The following is a 17,028-nucleotide window of genomic DNA, read 5'->3' on the forward strand; positions in this document are numbered from 1 at the left end:
CGCTTCATCTATATGACAACATTGCACGTCTGTAAAAGTTTGTCTGAGGGCTGCGGCGTGCATGGCAACCGCCGTACAGCGCGCTCCGGCTGGCTTGCGCACCTGCGCGGGCCGGGTTGCATGCGCTGTTAACACAGGTGCGATGCCCTCAACATAGTAACCTATGATGCAATTTTTGACGTGCAAATGACCACGGCCTGCATTAAGGTCGAAGGCAAGCGATAAGGGTCCGTGGTTTGGCGCCATATGACCGTCCCTCGGGCGGGTTGCGCGGCACGGATGGCGGCATCTGCCCTGAAGAAGCGGGATTGCTCGATCCTGCCCGAACAGGCCTATCCGGGCTTTGCCGGCATGACGGGGCTGAAGGCCTATACCGGGCTGCTGCATATCGCCCAGATGCGCGATGGTGACACGGTATTCGTGTCCGGCGGGGTCGGCTCCGTCGTCTGCCAGATCGCCCGGCTGAAGGGCAACCGCGTGATCGGTGCTGCCGGCAGTGCCCGCAAGGCGGCGTTCCTGCGCGATACGCTGAAACTGGACGGCGTGATCGACTGCAAGGCCGAGCCCAGCCTGACCAAGGCCCTGGCGCGCGAGGCGCCGGATGGCATCGACGTCTATTTCGACAATGTCGGCGGCGACCATCTGCAGGCTGCCATCCGATCGGCGCCACGGGCGGCCGCATCCTGGCCAACCTGACGCGCGAGCTGCAGCGCCGCGGCGGGCGCTTCGGACTGGAGACCCTGTGCATCGGCGGCGGCCAGGGGCTGGCGGCCGTCTTCGAGCGCGCGTGACGATGCCGCCCCCACCATGCCCCCATCCCGCCGGCCGTTGCCGATCACCGGTGGGATGGGGGTATGGTGGGGGGAACGGAACATGCTTGGACGAGGGTAGAGAATGACCGAGAACGGCCGATCCGCGGCGGCACTGGCGGGGGTGAAGGTACTGGACCTGTCCCGCGTGCTGGCCGGTCCCTGGTGTACCCAGATCCTGGCCGATTTCGGGGCCGACGTGATCAAGGTGGAGGCGCCGGGGGTCGGCGACGACACACGGTCCTGGGGGCCGCCCGACCTGCCGGCGGAGCCGGGCTGGGACGGGGCGGGGGAAAGCGCCTATTACCTGTCCTGCAACCGCAACAAGCGGTCGCTGGCTGTCAACCTCGCCACGGCGGAGGGGCAGGCGCTGATCCGGCGGCTCGCGGCCGGGGCCGACATCCTGGTGGAGAATTTCAAGGTCGGCGGCTTGGGCAAGTACGGGCTGGACTATGCCAGCCTGTCGGCGATCAACCCGCGGCTGGTCTATTGCTCCATCACGGGGTTCGGGCAGACGGGTCCCTATGCCGACCGGCCGGGCTATGATTTCGTGGCCCAGGCCATGGGCGGCATGATGAGCATCACGGGTGAGAAGGACGGCCCGCCCATCAAGCCGGGCGTGGCCCTGGCCGACGTGTCGACGGGCCTGTATGCCGCCGTTTCCATCATGATGGCGCTGCGCCATGCCGAGCGGACGGGCGAGGGGCAGCATATCGATTGTTCCCTGCTGGATACGCAGATCACCATGCTGGCAAACCAGGCGCTGTCCTATCTGGTGGGGGGCAAGGCGCCCGGCCGGCTGGGCAACGCGCATCCGACCGTCGTGCCCTATCGCGTGTTCGATGCCGCCGACGGTCCCATCGTGGTGGCTGTGGGCAATAACGGCCAGTATGCGGCGCTGTGCGCCGTGCTGGGCGTGCCGGAACTGGCCATCGATCCGCGCTTCGACACCAATGCCCGGCGTGTCGTGAACCGCGCGGCACTGGAACCGATGCTGCAGGAGATCATCGCCCGGCACAAGGTCGCCGACCTGATGGCACAGTTCCCCGCCCGGGGCGTGCCGGCCGGGCCGGTCAACGATATCGGACAGGTGTTCCAGGACCCGTTCGTGCAGGCCCGCGGTACTGTCCACCATTTCCAGCGCGCCGACGGGGTGGATGTGCCGTCCGTGGCCTATCCGTCCAGGCTGTCGGCCACGCCGGCCCGTTTCGACCGGCCGCCGCCGCGCCTGGGCGAACACACGCGCGACGCGCTGGCCGACTGGCTGGGTCTGGACGGCCCGGAACTGGACGCCCTGAAACAGGCCGGCGTGATCGCCGACCGCAACTGAACGACGAATGGCGGCCCGGATCGGGGGCCGTCTGGGGAGGAAGGATCAGCAAATGGAACTGGGTAACGACATCGCCGCCATCGTCACCGGCGGTGCCTCCGGCCTTGGCGCCGCGACGGCCCATGCCCCGCCCGGCGCAGCCGGTCCAGCATGCGTTCGGCCGCCAGGGTGCAACTGCCCGTGACATGGCTTGTATCGGTCTCGACCTATGTCCGGAAGATATCGACGACGGCGGCCTGGTCGGGGCGCAGGGCCGCATCATCCTCACCGGCCCGCGCGCCCGGGGCCGCCAGGACCGCGCAGAAGGTCAAGCGCACGGCCAGCGCCAGCATGGCCATTCGTTTGGATGCCATTTCCCGCTCTTTCGTTTTTCCCTGATCGGGATTAATTATGCACTATAGGATAATATTTCAGTCGTCACCCCACACGTCCAGTGCCTTTGCGGCGACCGGGGGGCCTGTCCGGATGGCAGGGGGGCACGGGGGGTGTCAGCCGCGGCGCAGCGCCAGCGCGAAGCGATAGCCGGAAACGCAGAAGACAAAGCTTTCCGCGGCCAGGATGGCCAGGGCCGCGGCGATATGGGCCTGGACGCCCGCCAGCAGGACCAGACCCAGGAACAGGGCGAGGCTGATCCCCGCCGCCGCCTTCAGCATGCGGCCCCACAAATGCCCCTCTCCGAAATTGAACATGTAGAGGGAGGAGAAGCAGGATCCGATGCCGATCAGGATGGGCACGGGCGACAGGATGCGCAGCACCAGCGCCGCCTCGGCATAGGCGGGGCCGAAGACCAGGGCGACCAGCCAGTCCGCGCCGAACAGCATGATCAGGCTGCCGACAGACCCGACTGCCCCGCACAGCAGCATGATGCGGCCGATCAGGCGCAGGCCGGCCCGACGGTCATTGCGTGCCAGATGGGCCACCCGCGGCATCGCCGCCTGGGTGATGGCCGACAGGAACATCTTGCCGGCGTTCAGGCAGCGGTCGGCGATGTTGAACTGCGCCGTCACGGCCGGCCCGCCGAACAGGCCGACCAGGAAGGTCTGCGCCGCGGTATAAAGCTGGATCACCAGGTCGGTGGTGAAGACCTGCCAGCAGGCCCGGAACCGGGCCACGACCTGGGCGCTGGTCGGCCGGCGCAGGACGCCTGCGAAATGCCCGGCGATGAAGCGCATGGACACCAGGCCAGGCAGCAGCCCCCCCGATGCCGTCAGCAGGACAGCCAGGTGCAGGTCGTCGGGATGCCTGACCAGCAGCACGACGGCCAGCACGCTCAGCACCCGGCCCAGCAGGGCGGAAAACACGAAGGTGCCGAACCGTTCCAGCCCCTGGAACATCCAGGCCGGGGTCAGCAGGTTGGCGGCGGCCACCAGCGGCACATAGGGCAGCATGGCCGTCACCCCGCCCCCGTGCGGCAGGAAAAGCCAGGCCAGCAGGATCAGCATCGTCGCCCCGGCCATCATCAGGGCCCGGATCGTATAGCATTCCAGGACGATGGCGGCCGTGGCGCGGCGGTCGTCGCGATGGATCGCCACTTCCCGCACGCCGGTCCAGTTGAAGCCGAAATCGCAGATCAGGCCCAGCAGCGTGCCGGTGGATACGGCCCAGGCGTAATGGCCGAAAGCGGCCGGTTCCAGCGCGCGGGTCAGGAAGGGCAGGACAAGCAGCGGAATCAGGATATTCGCAACATTGGCCATGCCCATGTAGGAAATGTTGCGAAGAATGCGGCCGTCGATCATTCGGGCGCGCCGTCACCCGCCACGATGGCGCGTATATTGGCTTCCATGGCGTCGCCCGCCGCATCCCAGGTCAGGCCCTTCGACATTTCCCAGCCGGCCGTCGCGATGCGCTGGCGATGGGCGGGGTCGCGGATCAGGCGGATCAGCCCGTCGGCCACCGACCGGGGCGACCGCGCCTCCACCACCTCGGCCGTCACATCGGGGATGGCATATTGCTCGGTTCCGGGCTGAGTTGTCACCACGGGTAGGCCGCAGGCCATGGCTTCCGCCGGGAACAGGGGGAAGCTTTCATACCAGGAGGCCGACAGCAGGATATCGGCGGCGCGATAGGCATCGGCCAGGGCGCGGGGCTGCAGGAAGCCCAGGTCCTTGTAAGGCGCGATGGCATTGTCGGGCGGCAGGCTGGCCCCGCCATAGACATGCCAGTCGATCTTATAGTCGGGCAGTTCGCGCCGGGCGATGGCCGTGGCCTCCGCCATCTCGCGGAACCCCTTCCATTCGACATGGCGCCCGCCATAGCTGATCAGCGTGACATGCCGGTCGCCGGGCCCGGCCAGCGGCTTGGGCTGGCCGTTGAAGATGGACGGGTCGATGGCATTGGGCGACAGCAGCACGTCGGGCGCCCCCGCCGTCGTGGTCCGCACCCGTTCGCGCAGCCAGGGCGAATTGGCCATCATCCGCATGCCCAGCCGATAGGACATGTCGGCGATCTTGAAGGTCTGTTCGGGGTCGGGCGTGTCGTTGGCGAAGATGACTTCGTGATGCTGGAGGAAATAGCCCAGCTTGCCACGGCCGAACAGATAGACGGGCAGGGCCGTGCTGTATTGCGTGGCGATGGTGATGTCGGCGTCGGGGATCAGGCGGCGCAGCATATGGTGCTGCACCGCCTGTTCGAACTCGGGCGTCCAGAGCTGGGGCAGGGACCGGACCAGGCCCACGAAATCCTGGCGGATGGCTTCCTTGCCCCCTTCGGTCCGGTTCAGGCCCCATTTCACTGTTGTGCAGGCCAGCGATTTCAGCGCCGACGCCGCGCTGGTCTGCGGCCAGTGCAGCAGCGTGCCGAACTCCTTGCCGAACCAGGCGGGGTACTGCGACGGCCGGGTCGGCACGACGGTGACCGTGTGGCCCCGCCGGTGCAACTGGTGCGCATGTTCCAGGATGCAGAGCGTCCCGCCGGAAAACCGCTCGCTGTGCAGCGGGGGCAGGACGATGTTCACGCGCAACGGCGAAGCGGCGGTCATGGGGTGCGGGCCTTGTCTTTGCTGGGAACCGGGTCAGGCGGAAAGCGGCTTGCCGGCCGAAAAGCGGGGGGCGACCTGCTGGTCGAAGCATTTCAGCGCCGCACCGATGGCTTGATGCATATCCATGTAACGATAGGTGCCCAGCCGCCCGCCGAAGATCACGTCCGGCTCGGCCGCGGTCAGGCCGACATAGCGGTCGTAAAGGTCGCGGTCCTGCGGCGTGGCGATGGGATAATAGGGCTCGTCGCCATTGCGCGCGAAACGGGAGAATTCCCGCGCGATGATGGTCTTGTCACCATCGAACGGCCGTTCCGGATGCAGGTGCCGGAATTCGTGGATGCGCGTGAAGGGCACATCGGTATCGGCATAGTTCATGACCGAGGTGCCCTGGAAGTCCGGCGTGCGCGCGACCTCCCATTCCAGGTCGACGGTGCGCCAGCCCAGTTCCCCGAACCGGTAGTCGTAATAGCGGTCGATGGCGCCGGTATAGACGACCAGCGCCCCGGCCGGCACCTTGTCCCGCACGTCGAAATAATCGGTGCCCAGGAACAGGCGGATATTCGGGTTGGACAGCATGTTGCGGAAGATGGCGCCATAGCCCTGGCGCGGCATGCCCTCGAACCGGTCGGAGAAATAGCGGTCCTCGAAGGTGAAGCGCACAGGCAGGCGGCCGATAATGGCGGCCGGCAGCAGCTTGGGGTCGGTCTGCCACTGCTTCATCGTATAGCCGCGGATGAACGCCTCATAAAGCGGGCGGCCGATGGACTTGACGGCCTTCTCCTCCAGGTTCGCGGGCTCTCCGATGCCTTCGGCCCCCATTTCCCGGTCGACCAGGGCGCGGGCTTCGTCCGGTGTGAAGTGGCGGCCGAAGAAGGAACAGATGGTGCCGAGGTTGATCGGCATGGAAAACACCCGGCCGCCATGCACCGTGAAGACGCGGTGCCGGTAATCGGTGAATTCCGTGAAGCGGTTCAGATAGGTCCAGACCTCTTCGGAATTGGTGTGGAAGATGTGGGTGCCGTAGGGATGAACCTCGATCCCGGTCTCGGCATTCACCTCCGACCAGGAATTGCCGCCGAAATGCGTGCGCTTGTCCAGCACGGCGACCTTCAGGCCGAGTTCGCGGGCAGCGCGCTCGGCGATGGTCGTGCCGAAGAAGCCGCTTCCCACGACAATCAGGTCGAAACCGTCGAAATCCATCTCATTCCCTTTCAAGACAGCGCGGCCCCCGCGGCGGTACTGTTATCCGTGCCTGCCCGCCGATGGCAAGGACCGTTCGGCCGCGGCATGGGTGGTCAGCCGCCAAAGCCGTCCGGGTGGCGCGACCGCCAGGCCCAGGCCGTGGCGATGATGTCCTCCAGCCCCGGCAGGGCGGGGGACCAGCCCGTTTCCGCCCGCAGCCGGTTGCCGTCGGCCACCAGCACGGCCGGATCACCCGGCCGCCGCGGGGCCATGCGCACGGGAATTGGGCGGCCGATCACCTTTTCCGCCGCTTCCACCACCTGCCGCACGCTGTAGCCGCTGCCCGACCCGACATTGTAGCGGACGGACCTGTCGTCCAGCACATCCAGCACCCGCAGATGCGCGTCGGCGATGTCGCACACATGCACATAGTCGCGGATGCAGGTGCCGTCCGGGGTGGGATAATCATCGCCATAGATGTCCAGATGGCTGCGCTTGCCCAGCGCCACCTCCAGCACGATGGGGATCAGATGGGTCTCCGGGTGGTGGTCTTCCCCGATATGCCCGTCGGGATGGGCGCCGGCGGCGTTGAAATAGCGCAGCGCCGCCGATCGCAGCCCATGGCAGCGGTCGGCCCAGTGCAGCAGTCGCTCCACCATGTGCTTGCCCTCGCCATAGGGGCTGCCGGGCGCGATCGGCGCCTCTTCCCCCAATGCGGCGCCATCGGGTGGGGACGCGAAGATATTGGCGGTGGAGGACAGGACGAAGCGGCGCACACCGGCCGCCACGGTCTCCTCGATCAGGTTGTGGGCCGTCTGCACATTGTCGCGCAGATAGAGATGCGGCTTCTGCATGCTCTCGCCGACCAGCGACCGGGCCGCGAAATGCATGACGGCGTGGAACGGCCGGGCCGCCAGCACGCGTGCCAGCAGCGCGCGGTCCCCGGCATCGCCCACCAGCAGTTCGGCCACCGCCGGGACGGCCCCCCGGTGTCCCTGGCTCAGGTCATCGATGACGGTGACATGGTGGCCGGCCCGCAGCAGGGCATCGACCGCGTGGCTGCCGACATAGCCGGCGCCGCCGGTGACAAGGAAGGACTTGGCATTCATCGGGGGTAGGGGACCTGCTGGGTGAACCGGATCATGCCCCTGATACCATCCCGCCGCGTGGCGGGATAGCACCATGGCACCCCCCTTTTCGGCTAATACCCTGTGGGGGTCAGGTCCCCGTCTTCGTCGCGAAACGGTAGCTGACCTCCACGATACCGTGATCGTCGGGATTGTCGTGGCTGGTGAAGCCCAGCTCACGGCACAGGCCCAGCATGCCGGCATTCTCGCGCAGCACCTCGCCGAACACTTCCTGGATGCCGCGGCTTTCGGCATAGGCCAGGATCTCGCGCATCAGCCGCGACCCCAGCCCCTTGCCCTTCATGTCCGACCGCACCAGCACGGCATATTCGGCCCGTTCGTTGTTGGGGTCGGCCGTGATGCGCACCACGCCATAGATGGGGCCGGGCTTGGCCGCGTCCATGACGTCCAGCGGGATGGCGACCAGTGCCATCTCCCGGTCATAGTCGATCTGGGTCAGGCGCGCGCCCATCTGGTGCGACAGGCGCCGCATGGGGGCGAAGAAGCGCAGGCGCATATCCTCCACGCTGGTGGCGGCGACCATGTCGTGGATGGCGGGCTCGTCCTCCGGCCGGATGGGGCGCACCAGGAATTCCCGGCCCGACCGCAGCGTGATCGTATGTTCCAGCCCCTTGGGATAGGCGCGGATGGCCAGACGGCGGCGTGTCTGGTCGGTGGCGGGCTTCACCTTGATGCGGGCATCCAGGGCCAGCACCCCCGCCTCGTCCGCGAACAGGGGATTGATGTCCAGCTCCGCGATCTCGGGAAAGTCGATGATCAGTTGGCTGACCTTGTTCATGGCCAGGGCCACGCCGTCCAGGTCGGCCCGCGCCATGTGGCGATAGCCCTGCAGCAGCTTGTGGACGCGCGTGCGGGCCATGGCCTCGCGGGCCAGGTTCAGGTTCAGCGGCGGCAGGGCCAGGGCCTTGTCGTCCAGCACCTCCACCGCGACGCCGCCCGCCCCGAACAGGATGACGGGGCCGAACAGCACATCGTCCACCATGCCCAGGATCAGTTCCTGGGCGCCGGGCCGGTGCGCCATCTCCTGCACGGTGAACCCTTCGATGCGGGCGGTGGGGTTGGCGGTGCGGATGCGCTCCAGCATGGCTTCCGCCGCGGCCCAGACCTGGGTCGGCAGCAGGTTCAGCGACACCCCGCCCTGGTCGGACTTGTGCGTGATGTCGGGTGACAGGATCTTCAGCGCGATGCGTCCGCCCAGCCGCTTCGCTGCCCGTTCCGCCTCTGCCGGGGTGGCGGCCGTCACGGTCTGGACGCAGGGGATGCCATAGGCGCGCAGCACCTCCTTCGCCTCGAACTCCGACAGCCAGCCGCGCCCGTCGCCCAGCGCCTTGTCGATGATGGGGCGCACCGCGCCCATATCCACATCGAACTGTTCCGGCACGCTGGCGGGGGTTTCCATCAGCAGGTCCTGGTTGCGCCGGTACTGCACCAGATGCAGGAAGGCGCGCACTGCCTGGTTGGGCGTCTGATAGTGCGGGATGCGGGCCAGATCCAGAAGCTTGCGCGACGGGGCCGCCTGTTGTTCGCCCAGCCAGCTTGCCAGCACGGGCACCTTGCGCCCGCCGCCGGCCCGGTTGTTCTGGTCGCGCACGATGTCGGCCACGGCCTGCGCCGCATCGCGCCCGTCGGCCACGGCCGTCGGACAATTCAGCACCAGCACGGCGTCGATGTTGCGGTCGGCCATGACGATCTTCAGCGCATCGGCATAGCGCCGGCCGTCGGCATCGCCGATGATGTCCACGGGGTTGCCATGGCTCCAGGTCGGCGGCAGGACGCGGGACAGCGCCTCCACCGTCTCCGGCGACAGGGGCGCCAGCCGCCCGCCGCCGGCGATCAGCGTGTCGGTGGCCAGCACCCCGACGCCGCCGCCATTGGTGACGATGGCCAGCCGGTCGCCGCCGATCTGCACGCTGGTGGCCAGCGTCTCCACCGCGGCGAACAATTCATCCAGTTCACCCACGCGCAGCATGCCGGCCCGACGGAAGGCCGCGTCATAGACGGCATCGGCCCCGGCCAGCGCGCCCGTGTGCGAACTGGCGGCGCGCGACCCCTCCTCGCTGCGGCCGGCCTTGATGACGATCACCGGCTTGGCGCGGGCCGCCGCGCGGGCGGCGGACATGAATTTCCGGGCGTGCGTGATGGCTTCGACATACAGCAGGATGGCCCGCACGCTGGCATCCTGCGCCAGATAATCCAGCATGTCCCCGAAATCCACGTCCGACATGGAACCGAGCGAAACCAGGTGGGAAAAACCGATGCCGCGTGGCGTGGCCCAGTCCACGATGCTGGTGACGACGGCGCCGGACTGGGCCACCAGGGCGATATCGCCCTTCAGGGGCGGCACATGGCAGAAGCTGGCATTCACCCCCCGGCCCGGCACCATGATGCCCAGGCAGTTGGGTCCGATGACGCGCAGCAGGTGCGGCCGGGCGGCGTCCAGCACGGCCTGCTGCAGGCGCCGCCCTTCCTCACCCATCTCTGCGAAGCCGGCCGTGATGACCACGGCGGCCCTGGTGCCGCGCGCGCCCAGTTCGGCGATCAGGCCGGGGACGGTGGCGGGCGGCGTGGCGATGACGGCCAGTTCCGGCGTGACGGGCAGGTCGGCCACCGTGGGATAGGCCAGAACCCCCTCGATCGATTTCTCCCGCGGGTTGACCGGCATGATCGGCCCGTCGAACCCGGCATTGAACAGGTTGCGCGCGATGACCTTGCCGACCGAACGGTCCCGCCGGCTGGCCCCGACCAGGGCGACGGACGCGGGCTTGAACAGGCTGTTCAGGTTGCGGATGGTCATGGGCGTTCCTTCCGGTCGGAAAAAAAACAAGCCGTCCCCGACAGGATGCCAGGAACGGCCGCCACCATAAACAACGACCATGGACGGGCGATGACATGGGTCAATCGCCCGTCGCGGTTGGTATCAGACCATCCAGGTGCCGGGATTGTTGATGGGTTTGCCGTCGATGGCGCGCAGCAGGCCGACGACGCAGCGCACCAGCGCCCATATGGTTACGGCAAGCAGAATCAGATAACCGATGCCGATCAGCGTCGTGACCGCCCCGACGACCGCAAGGAACAAGCCGATCCAGAAAGTACGGATGATGAAGGTGAAGTGCGAATGCCAAGGGGTGTGATGCGAATCCGGACGCTTCACATAGGCCATGATCAGCCCGATCAGGGCGAATCCTATCACATAGAGAATATAGGCGATGACAACCACCAGGCGCAGGTTGCTGTCATCCGAACGGCTTCGTTCCAGGCTCATGTCATTCCCCCTGATCTTCTGTCCCGCCTTCATGAGGCATTGTTGCCGGTATGGAGGCAATGGGAAACAGGACAGCCCGGAACGAATGCATGCTTTGCATCCATAAAAGGAAAAGGCCGGGCAGATCGCCCGGCCTTTGCGCACCGATCCGATGGTGATGCGCCATCGCTTCAGGGGAGGGCGTTTTTCAAGATGCCGCCGCTCCCCTGCCGGGATCAGCCTTCCTTCTGCGCGCGGTCGAAGCTTTCCTGGATCAGCTTGGCCGCGACGTCGGCTTCGTCCCAGCGGACGATCCGGACCCACTTGCCATGCTCCAGATCCTTGTAATGCTCGAAGAAGTGGGCGATCTGCTCGACCAGGATCTGGGGAAGCTGACGATAGCTGGTGATGTTGCTGTAAAACGGGTGCAGCTTGTCCACCGGCACGGCCAGGATCTTCTCGTCCATGCCCGCATCATCTTCCATGATCAGCACGCCGATGGGGCGGGAGCGCAGCACGACGCCGGGAACCACGGGGGTGGTGCCCACGACCATCACATCCATCGGGTCGCCATCCAGCGCCAGCGTGTGCGGCACGAAGCCGTAATTGGCCGGATAGAACATGGCGGTGTGCAGGAACCGGTCGACGTACAGCGCGCCGCTGTCCTTATCCAGCTCGTACTTCACGGGCTGGCCGCCCTGCGGGATCTCGATGACGACGTTGATGTCCCAGGGCGGGTTCTTGCCGACGGGGATCTTGCTGATGTCCATGGCACGGCCTTCTTGGCAACGGTAGGAATGAAAATCGGCGCGATCCTAACCGAGTGCAGTTGCGAAATGAAGTTTCGGGAGCGATGGGCCACTGTGCATTTCCGCCGCATCTACCAAGGTCGTAAGCCGCCACCGGTGCGGCGGGCGGCATCAGCGCGGGTCGCGCGGGATCAGCGGCGGGTCATCCGCGCATCGTCGCGTTCATGACTTGTTCTTGCGTCGCGATGCCGTTAGGATCGGTCCGGCAACGAACCGGAACGGAATGCCGCCTTGGCCGCCCTGCCGCTTGATCCCCTGTCCCTGCTTGCCGGTGGCGCCCTTGCCGCGCTGATCGTGGGCCTGTGGCTGCGGCAGGCAGGCGCGGGTCTGCGGGCTGAACGCCTGGCCCTGCTGGCGGAGCGGGAGCGGGACCGCCACCATATCGGGGAATTGCGGGGCGAACTGGCCCAGCGCGACGGGCTGCTGGCCGATCTGCGCCGGCAGGCCCAGGGGGAAGCCACCCGCCGGGCCGCGGCAGAGGCGCAGGCGGCCCGCGTGCCCCGGCTGGAGGAGGTTCTCGCCGTCGCGCGGGAGGAGCAGGCGGAATTGCAGGCCGCCCTGGCCGAAGCGCGGACCGCCCTGGATCACGAACGGCGCGCCCATGCCGACAAGCTGTCCCTGCTGGATCAGGCCCAGACCCGTCTGGCCGACGCCTTCAAGGCACTGTCGGCGGAGGCGCTGTCGGCCAACAACCGCGACTTCCTGACCCTGGCCCAGGCTCAGTTCGACAGGTTCGGGGAGACCGCGAAGGGGGACCTGGAAAAACGCGGCGCAGCCATCGACGCGCTGGTCACCCCCATCCGCGACCATCTGGTCCGGTTCGGGGAGGCCGTGAACGGCATCGAACAGGCGCGCATCGGCGCCTATACCGAACTGAAGACCCAGATCGCCCACCTGATGGAAGGGCAGGGCATGCTGCGGGCGGAGACGGGCAACCTGGTCAAGGCGCTGCGCAGCCCGTCCACGCGCGGCCGCTGGGGGGAGATACAGCTTCGCCGCGTGGTGGAGATGGCGGGCATGCTGGATCATTGCGATTTCCATGAGCAGGCCAGTGTCAGCACTGCTGACGGCAACCGCCTGCGTCCGGATCTGATCGTGCGCCTGCCGGGCGGCAAAAGCATCGTGGTGGATGCCAAGGCCCCGCTGGAGGCTTTCCTGGATGCCACCCACGCCCCCGATGACGACGGGCGCGCCGTGCATATGGGCCGCCATGCCCGGCATATCCGCGACCATATGAAGGCGCTGGGCGAAAAACGGTACTGGGCACAGTTCGACCCCGCACCGGAATTCGTGGTCCTGTTCCTGCCGGGGGAGAATTTCTTCTCCGCCGCGCTGGAACAGGACCCCGGCCTGATCGAGGCGGGGATCGACCAGTCTGTCATCCCCGCCACGCCCACGACGCTGATCGCGCTGCTGCGCGCCGTCTCATACGGCTGGCGGCAGGAGGCGCTGGCCCGCAATGCCCAGGTGATCAGCCAGTTGGGCCGGGAACTGCATGAAAGGCTGGGCACCATGGCCGATCACATGGCCCGCGTGGGCAAGGGGCTGGGCGGCGCGGTGAACAGCTATAATGCCGCCGTCGCGTCCCTGGAAAGCCGTGTCATGGTCACCGCGCGGCGCTTCAAGGACCTGAAGGCCACGGCCGGTGGTGACGACCTGCCCGAACTGCTGCCGCTGGAGCAGGTGCCCCGCCTGCCCCTGGTGGAGATGGCGGGGGAGTAGGGGGCGATCGGGTCGGACGCCGGTCGGGCCATGGCGGCCATGCGTCATTTCCCTCTGCGATTCAATCGTGCGCGATATATAATGCCGGGGTCCGTTCACCCGCATGATCGACAGGTGCGACCCATGTCCACGCCGCCATCCCTGAAGCTGGGCGACTTCATCTGCTTCTCGCTCTATTCCACCAGCCATGCCTTCACGCGGGTGTACAAGCCGTTGCTGGACCGTATCGGCCTGACCTATCCGCAATATCTCGTCATGGTCCTGCTGTGGGAGCAGGATGGCCAGACCGTGGGCCGGATCGGTGAGCAGCTTTTCCTGGAAAGCAGCACGCTGACCCCGCTGCTGAAGCGGCTGGAGGCGGCGGGTCACGTCACGCGGGAGCGCAACCCCGCCGACGAACGCCAGGTGCTGATCCGCCTGACCGGCAGCGGCCGGGCATTGAAGGACCAGACGGCCGATTTCTTCAACCAGTTGACCGATGCCATCGGCATGAGCACGGAAGAGGTGATCCGTCTGCGCGACAATATCCAGGCGCTGCGCGACAACCTGAACCGCTTCGCGGGTTGATACCTGAAGGCCCGCGGGGGCCGGTCCGGTCGGGTTATCGATATCAATGGCCGTTTCCCGGCATTTTCCGGGCCGGAGTGATGGTGCGCACAGATGGTGGAGGCCTGACGGGTTAATCATGACCTCAAGGCCGGCAAGGGTCATGCGCCTTTTGCCGGCCGCTCCATTCCATCACGCCACGCAACCCCTATCTCCATCGGCCCCTCTATCCCGCAGGTTCGGGGGTGGCCGATCCGGTGCCGGATCGTGGCGATCCATGTTGTAGGGATCCGCCTTCCCGGCGGGCCTGACAGGGGAAGCGCCATGCCCGTGCAGATGTCCGACCATCACGCCCAGCAGATCGCCGCCTGCGTCGCCACCGAGACGGAACCGGTGGAAGCGGTTCTGGCCCGGCCGCTGGATGCGGGTCTGGACGTGGCCGGCAACGCCTTGCCGCCCCTGCTGCATCGCCGTGTCGTGCTGTTCATCGAACAGAACCTGGATGACGATCTGTCGCTGGCCACGCTGGCCGCCGTGGTGGGGCTCAGCCCCAGCCATTTCGCCCGCCGTTTCAAGGCTGCGGCGGGGGAGGCGCCGCACCGCTATGTGCTGTCGCGCCGTGTGAACGCGGCCAAGCGCCTGTTGCTGGAAACGGAGATGCCGCTGGCGGAAATCGCGGCGGCGGCTGGTTTCTCCTCCCAGGCGCATCTGACGGGCATATTCGGCCGGGCCGTCGGCATGACGCCCGGTGCCTATCGCGTCCGTCGCAACGCCTGCCTGGATTTCCTGCGGGCCGGTGGCGTCAAACCGCAGAGCGCCGCCGCCTGACGCGCCACTTGACCCGTCAGGCCGGGGGTGGGCCCGCCGGTGGTCTGGCCAGGGACAGTTCCCGGGCGATGGCGGCCAGCGAGGGCTTGCCCCCCGGCAGCCAGGGCAGCGGCCGGCAGAGTTCCATGGCCGCCAGCCCGATACGGGCCGTCAGCACCCCGTTCAGCACGCCCTGGCCCAGCTTCGCCGACAGGATGCCGGCCAGCCCGCCGCCCAGTGCCTCGACCACCAGCCCGTCGGAGGCTTCCGCCAACCCGGCCGTGCCGATATGCGTGGCCATCTGGCGCACCAGCCGTGCCGATCCGAACAGGCCCGGCCGCGCGGCGTAGAGCCCCGCGATTTCCCGCACCAGCTTCATGTTGCGCCACAGGACAAGGGCGGTGTCCAGCAGGGCGGATGGCGACAAAGTGGTGGCCACCATGGTGTCGCGTGCCGCCTGCATAACCAGCCGGTTGGCGGCCTTGTCCAGCGGCGCCAGCAGGATACGGTCGGTCAGGGCCAGCACCTCCCGCCCATCATGGGCGTCCGTGACGCTGGATGACAGGCGGTTGGTCGCGGCGGACAGGCTGTCACGACTGGCATAAAGGGCGCAGATCTCCTCCATCACCTTGCGCATCTCTGCCCCTGTGGTGGCGGCGAGGGCGCGGCTTCGCAGGCCGTCCACCCTGGCCAGCCGGCGATAGGCCCTGATCTCCCGTCCCGTCATCAGGCCCAGGGCGCCCAGCGCGATGCCGGCCAGCCCCGACAGGCCCCAGCCCAGCACGGGCGACAGGGCGAAGGCCCGGGTGATCAGGTCGGCGGTGTCGAAACCGATGGCCGCGGCGAACAGGGCGGCCAGCGACAGGAACAGGGCCTTGACCAGTCCCCGGCCGCGCCGCGGGGCCGGCACGGGCTGCGGCCCGGTGGCGGTCAATGCCTGTTCCTCCGCCGGGCTCAGGGGCTTGGCCTCGGCGGGGTCGAACTCCATGGGCGGGATCCAGATGCGTTCGCGCGTGTCGGTCATGCCAGCCGGTCCCCGATCAGGAATTGCAGCGCCTGGTCCAGGCGGATGTTGGGCAGGCCGCGCCCGTCGCGCCCAAGTCCGGGACGGGGCCGGAATTCCGCGAAGCCGAACCGGTCGGCGACATCGTCGCCGATACCCAGCAGGCTGGCGGGCAATTCGCCGGGGAAGATCACGGTTTCGTCCTTCCGCCCGCGCAGGATGCCCTGCACGCAGGCCAGGTCACGGCCCTGATGGCGGGTAATGACGCTGTCGGTGCATTTGACCGATGCCAGGGCCAGCGTGCCCATGGCGGCGCCGTCGAACTGCATCTGCCGCCGCCGTTCGGCCAGCAACTCGTCCAGCAGGCCGGCCAGCGCCTCATGCTGCGGGGCGGCCACGTGATCGGCCTTGGTGGCGGCGAACAGCACCTTGTCCACCCGCGCGCCGCCCAGCCAGTCCAGCCAGCCCGTGCGGCCATGGCGGAAACTTTCCAGCGTCGTCGTCAGCGACCGTTGAAGGTCGGCAATGCCAGGGGCCCCGGCATTCAGCGCGGACAGAAGGTCGACCAGCACGATCTGGCGGTCGATGCGGGCGAAATGGTCGCGGAAGAACCGGCGCACCACCTTTTCCTTGTACCCCTCGAACCGGGCCGCCATCAGCGCACCCAGGCTGCCGGCGGCATGGGGCGCGGCACCGGGCAGGGGGCAGAAGGTCAGGACGGGGGCCCCCGCCATGTCGCCCGGCTCCAGGAAGCGGCCGGGTTGTAGCAGCGAAAGGCCGACATCATGCGTGCGCGCGGCCAGCAGGAAATCCGTGTAGAGCCCGGCCAGATGCCGTGCCGCCGATTCGTCGCCCGGGCCGGCCGGGTCGGTTGCCTCAAGGGCCGCCAGCCACGGGCCGGCCAGCCCCCGGCGGGGCTGCGTCCGGCATAAATCCAGCGTCATGGCCGACCAGACCGCGAAATCCTGGCCCAGCATCGGCAGGTCCAGCAGCCATTCGCCGGGATAGTCCAGAATCTCCAGGTTCAGGGTGGCCACGCCGGACAGCCGCCGCCTGACCAGCCCGTCGGGGCGGTATCGCAGCGCGATGCGGATTTCCGAAAGCGCGCTGGTCGGGGAAGGCCAGGCGGGCTCCGGCCCCGTCAGCGCCGCGCGGTGACCCTCATAATCGAACCGCGGTATCCTGCTGTCGGGGGATTGCGGCAGCAGCCGGGCGCCGATGAAGCGCCCCTGCGCCACGGCATCCAGGAACGGCAGCCGGCCCTGCAGCAAAAGATTGTCCAGAAGGGAGGTCAGGAAGACGGTCTTGCCGGACCGGCGCAGACCCGTGACGCCCAGGCGCAGGGTGCTGCCTGCCAGCCGCGCCGCCATCTGGCCGAACCCGTCGGCCAGATCGGCCCCGCGCTCCCGCCAATTTTCCCGCCAGCCTGTTGCCAAGGTGCCTCAACCTCCCTG

The 17,028-nt window shown here is 67.6% G+C and carries 16 protein-coding genes; 6 read left to right on the plus strand and 10 right to left on the minus strand.

What is annotated here, in order from left to right; translation table 11 throughout:
* Positions 1 to 279 precede the first annotated feature (279 nt).
* From ABC728_RS17990 to ABC728_RS18000, 3 genes are all read left to right on the plus strand, one after another.
* The gene (locus tag ABC728_RS17990) at positions 280 to 696 is read left to right on the plus strand and encodes a zinc-binding dehydrogenase (RefSeq protein WP_416620619.1); all 417 of its coding nucleotides are present in this window, start codon (positions 280 to 282) and stop codon (positions 694 to 696) included.
* An 8-nt stretch (positions 697 to 704) separates the two neighbouring features.
* On the plus strand, positions 705 to 791 hold the full coding sequence (locus tag ABC728_RS17995; protein WP_445376656.1) for a hypothetical protein: 87 nt from the start codon (positions 705 to 707) through the stop codon (positions 789 to 791).
* A 103-nt stretch (positions 792 to 894) separates the two neighbouring features.
* Complete coding sequence (locus ABC728_RS18000) at positions 895 to 2,139, plus strand: CaiB/BaiF CoA transferase family protein (protein ID WP_416620618.1); 1,245 nt, start codon at positions 895 to 897, stop codon at positions 2,137 to 2,139.
* Between the two features lie 206 nt (positions 2,140 to 2,345).
* Here the strand turns inward: ABC728_RS18000 and ABC728_RS18005 are convergent, their stop codons facing one another.
* From ABC728_RS18005 to ppa, 8 genes are all read right to left on the minus strand, one after another.
* Positions 2,346 to 2,492: a hypothetical protein gene (locus ABC728_RS18005; protein ID WP_416620617.1), complete on the minus strand. Its 147-nt coding sequence runs from the start codon at positions 2,490 to 2,492 to the stop codon at positions 2,346 to 2,348.
* A gap of 135 nt (positions 2,493 to 2,627) precedes the next feature.
* Entirely contained in the window at positions 2,628 to 3,875 is a 1,248-nt protein-coding gene (locus ABC728_RS18010; protein WP_416620616.1) for an oligosaccharide flippase family protein, read from the minus strand.
* Positions 3,872 to 5,116: a glycosyltransferase family 4 protein gene (locus ABC728_RS18015; RefSeq protein WP_416620615.1), complete on the minus strand. Its 1,245-nt coding sequence runs from the start codon at positions 5,114 to 5,116 to the stop codon at positions 3,872 to 3,874. Before ABC728_RS18015 ends, ABC728_RS18010 begins: the two co-directional genes overlap by 4 nt.
* A 33-nt stretch (positions 5,117 to 5,149) precedes the next feature.
* On the minus strand, positions 5,150 to 6,316 hold the full coding sequence (gene glf / locus ABC728_RS18020; protein ID WP_416620614.1) for a UDP-galactopyranose mutase: 1,167 nt from the start codon (positions 6,314 to 6,316) through the stop codon (positions 5,150 to 5,152).
* Positions 6,317 to 6,411: 95 nt separating this feature from the next.
* Complete coding sequence (galE, locus tag ABC728_RS18025) at positions 6,412 to 7,407, minus strand: UDP-glucose 4-epimerase GalE (protein ID WP_416620613.1); 996 nt, start codon at positions 7,405 to 7,407, stop codon at positions 6,412 to 6,414.
* A 109-nt stretch (positions 7,408 to 7,516) separates the two neighbouring features.
* Complete coding sequence (locus tag ABC728_RS18030) at positions 7,517 to 10,240, minus strand: bifunctional acetate--CoA ligase family protein/GNAT family N-acetyltransferase (protein WP_416620612.1); 2,724 nt, start codon at positions 10,238 to 10,240, stop codon at positions 7,517 to 7,519.
* 123 nt (positions 10,241 to 10,363) lie between these two features.
* The gene (locus ABC728_RS18035) at positions 10,364 to 10,708 is read right to left on the minus strand and encodes a DUF4870 family protein (RefSeq protein ID WP_416620611.1); all 345 of its coding nucleotides are present in this window, start codon (positions 10,706 to 10,708) and stop codon (positions 10,364 to 10,366) included.
* Between the two features lie 215 nt (positions 10,709 to 10,923).
* On the minus strand, positions 10,924 to 11,457 hold the full coding sequence (gene ppa / locus ABC728_RS18040) for an inorganic diphosphatase (protein WP_416620610.1): 534 nt from the start codon (positions 11,455 to 11,457) through the stop codon (positions 10,924 to 10,926).
* A 270-nt stretch (positions 11,458 to 11,727) separates the two neighbouring features.
* On the opposite strand from ppa, the gene ABC728_RS18045 reads away from it, so the two are divergent.
* The 3 genes from ABC728_RS18045 (at position 11,728) to ABC728_RS18055 (ending at position 14,592) form a co-directional block, all read left to right on the plus strand.
* Positions 11,728 to 13,218 carry a DNA recombination protein RmuC gene (locus tag ABC728_RS18045; RefSeq protein WP_416620609.1) on the plus strand — a complete coding sequence of 497 codons (1,491 nt, stop codon included), beginning with the start codon at positions 11,728 to 11,730 and terminating at the stop codon, positions 13,216 to 13,218.
* 123 nt (positions 13,219 to 13,341) lie between these two features.
* On the plus strand, positions 13,342 to 13,785 hold the full coding sequence (locus ABC728_RS18050; protein ID WP_416620608.1) for a MarR family winged helix-turn-helix transcriptional regulator: 444 nt from the start codon (positions 13,342 to 13,344) through the stop codon (positions 13,783 to 13,785).
* A gap of 303 nt (positions 13,786 to 14,088) precedes the next feature.
* Positions 14,089 to 14,592 (plus strand): helix-turn-helix domain-containing protein, encoded by a 504-nt coding sequence (locus ABC728_RS18055; RefSeq protein WP_416620607.1) that lies wholly within the window; start codon positions 14,089 to 14,091, stop codon positions 14,590 to 14,592.
* A gap of 16 nt (positions 14,593 to 14,608) precedes the next feature.
* Here ABC728_RS18055 and ABC728_RS18060 read toward each other — a convergent pair whose 3' ends face one another.
* A complete protein-coding gene (locus ABC728_RS18060; protein WP_416620606.1) occupies positions 14,609 to 15,595 on the minus strand; it encodes a YcjF family protein in 987 nt (328 codons plus the stop codon).
* Positions 15,592 to 17,010, minus strand: a complete 1,419-nt coding sequence (locus tag ABC728_RS18065; RefSeq protein ID WP_416620605.1) for a YcjX family GTP-binding protein — start codon at positions 17,008 to 17,010, stop codon at positions 15,592 to 15,594. Before ABC728_RS18065 ends, ABC728_RS18060 begins: the two co-directional genes overlap by 4 nt.
* Positions 17,011 to 17,028 lie beyond the last annotated feature (18 nt).

Source organism: Niveispirillum fermenti, assembly GCF_052474395.1.

Bases quoted from the DNA above. Each gene is read 5' to 3' on its own strand.
- ABC728_RS17990 (WP_416620619.1), top strand. From the start codon at position 280: ATGGCGGCATCTGCCCTGAAGAAGCGGGATTGCTCGATCCTGCCCGAA.
- ABC728_RS18000 (WP_416620618.1), top strand. From the start codon at position 895: ATGACCGAGAACGGCCGATCCGCGGCGGCACTGGCGGGGGTGAAGGTA.
- ABC728_RS18005 (WP_416620617.1), bottom strand. From the start codon at position 2,492: ATGGCATCCAAACGAATGGCCATGCTGGCGCTGGCCGTGCGCTTGACC.
- ABC728_RS18010 (WP_416620616.1), bottom strand. From the start codon at position 3,875: ATGATCGACGGCCGCATTCTTCGCAACATTTCCTACATGGGCATGGCC.
- ABC728_RS18015 (WP_416620615.1), bottom strand. From the start codon at position 5,116: ATGACCGCCGCTTCGCCGTTGCGCGTGAACATCGTCCTGCCCCCGCTG.
- glf (WP_416620614.1), bottom strand. From the start codon at position 6,316: ATGGATTTCGACGGTTTCGACCTGATTGTCGTGGGAAGCGGCTTCTTC.
- galE (WP_416620613.1), bottom strand. From the start codon at position 7,407: ATGAATGCCAAGTCCTTCCTTGTCACCGGCGGCGCCGGCTATGTCGGC.
- ABC728_RS18030 (WP_416620612.1), bottom strand. From the start codon at position 10,240: ATGACCATCCGCAACCTGAACAGCCTGTTCAAGCCCGCGTCCGTCGCC.
- ABC728_RS18035 (WP_416620611.1), bottom strand. From the start codon at position 10,708: ATGAGCCTGGAACGAAGCCGTTCGGATGACAGCAACCTGCGCCTGGTG.
- ppa (WP_416620610.1), bottom strand. From the start codon at position 11,457: ATGGACATCAGCAAGATCCCCGTCGGCAAGAACCCGCCCTGGGACATC.
- ABC728_RS18050 (WP_416620608.1), top strand. From the start codon at position 13,342: ATGTCCACGCCGCCATCCCTGAAGCTGGGCGACTTCATCTGCTTCTCG.
- ABC728_RS18055 (WP_416620607.1), top strand. From the start codon at position 14,089: ATGCCCGTGCAGATGTCCGACCATCACGCCCAGCAGATCGCCGCCTGC.
- ABC728_RS18060 (WP_416620606.1), bottom strand. From the start codon at position 15,595: ATGACCGACACGCGCGAACGCATCTGGATCCCGCCCATGGAGTTCGAC.